This window comes from Aestuarium sp., assembly GCF_023253315.1.
In the GTDB taxonomy this organism is placed as follows: domain Bacteria; phylum Pseudomonadota; class Alphaproteobacteria; order Rhodobacterales; family Rhodobacteraceae; genus Marivivens; species Marivivens donghaensis.
In genome coordinates, this window is record NZ_JALRGW010000090.1 from 1 (window position 1) to 1145 (window position 1145).

A 1145-nucleotide genomic window follows, 5' to 3' on the forward strand; every position below is an offset into this window, starting at 1 on the left:
GTTTTACCATCTGTATTCCAATTTACATTATAGATATTTGCTGAAAAAGTAAAATTTAAATCTTCAGGAACAACTACTGACGATTGTGTTTCATTTACACTATCAATAAAAACTTTTGAAATATTAATTTCATCACCTTCATCAATCTCACGAAAGGTCAGGGTTTGCGTTTGTCCGAGTAGATTCTTTGAAAATCCTGTTACAGATGCTGGCACCGCACCACGCGCTTGGCCGTCAGGCTGAATCTTCAATACAACGACATTAATCAGAGCCTGGCGCCGACTTCGCTCAAAGCCGTAGGTTGATGCGACGTCTTGCGTTAAAAAGGTTGATGGAAAGGGCTGGATTTGCACCTCAAAGCCCTGTTCTCTAACAATTTCAGTGGAATGGACAGTGAGCGTCCAACAACATAAAAGGGCCGCGATGATCTGTCGCATTAAGACTCCTTGGTTAGTCGATAAACAGCAACTTCTCCAAAGAGATTGGGCCAAACTGTTCCAAGCCAAGTGCGTTTGCCCGACAGATTTGAAGTATCTTTGTCGAGGATCCGAATAGACAGTGTCTGACAGAGCTCTTCAAAGTCTCGGAATGTCGAGAGATGAATATTTGGTGTGTCGTACCAGGGGTTTGGTAACTGCGGATTCACAGGCATGTGACCGGCTAGACCCAATTGGATACGGTTCCTGATGTAGGCAAAATTCGGAAATGTCACGATCGCTTCTCGGCCGACACGGAGCATTTCAGACAGCGCAAGGTCTGGACGGCGAATCGCCTGCAATGTCTGAGTCATGATGACAGTATCAAACTGCTGATCATTGAAGTTTGAAAGACCTCGGTTCAAGTCCTGTTGAACGACGCTCAGGCCTAAATCGAGACAAGCTGCGATTTTATCTGGATCCAGTTCGAGGCCGAGCGCATCAATCGCATGAGTTTCAACCAATTGCGCAAGCAACCGGCCGTCGCCACAGCCGAGATCGAGGACACGTGAATTCTTAGCGATCCAATCAGGAATTTGATAGGAGTGCGAGATCATGCGTTACCTCCGAGATCCTGATGTACTCGATCCATGAATGCTTTAAAAATCCGCTCATAGGTCGCATCGGGAATCAGAAATGCATCGTGCCCATGTGCAGATTCAAGTCGCG

Annotated in this window: 2 protein-coding genes; both read right to left on the reverse strand. The window is 46.2% G+C overall.

Annotated features, from left to right (window positions below; genetic code table 11):
* Positions 1-437, reverse strand: a 437-nt coding sequence (locus tag AC1QQ2_RS14310; protein WP_479713643.1) for a DUF4426 domain-containing protein, incomplete at its 3' end; no start/stop codon positions are given.
* Positions 437-1033, reverse strand: a complete 597-nt coding sequence (gene metW, locus AC1QQ2_RS14315; RefSeq protein WP_479713644.1) for a methionine biosynthesis protein MetW — start codon at positions 1031-1033, stop codon at positions 437-439. The genes metW and AC1QQ2_RS14310, both read right to left, overlap by 1 nt.
* Positions 1034-1145 lie beyond the last annotated feature (112 nt).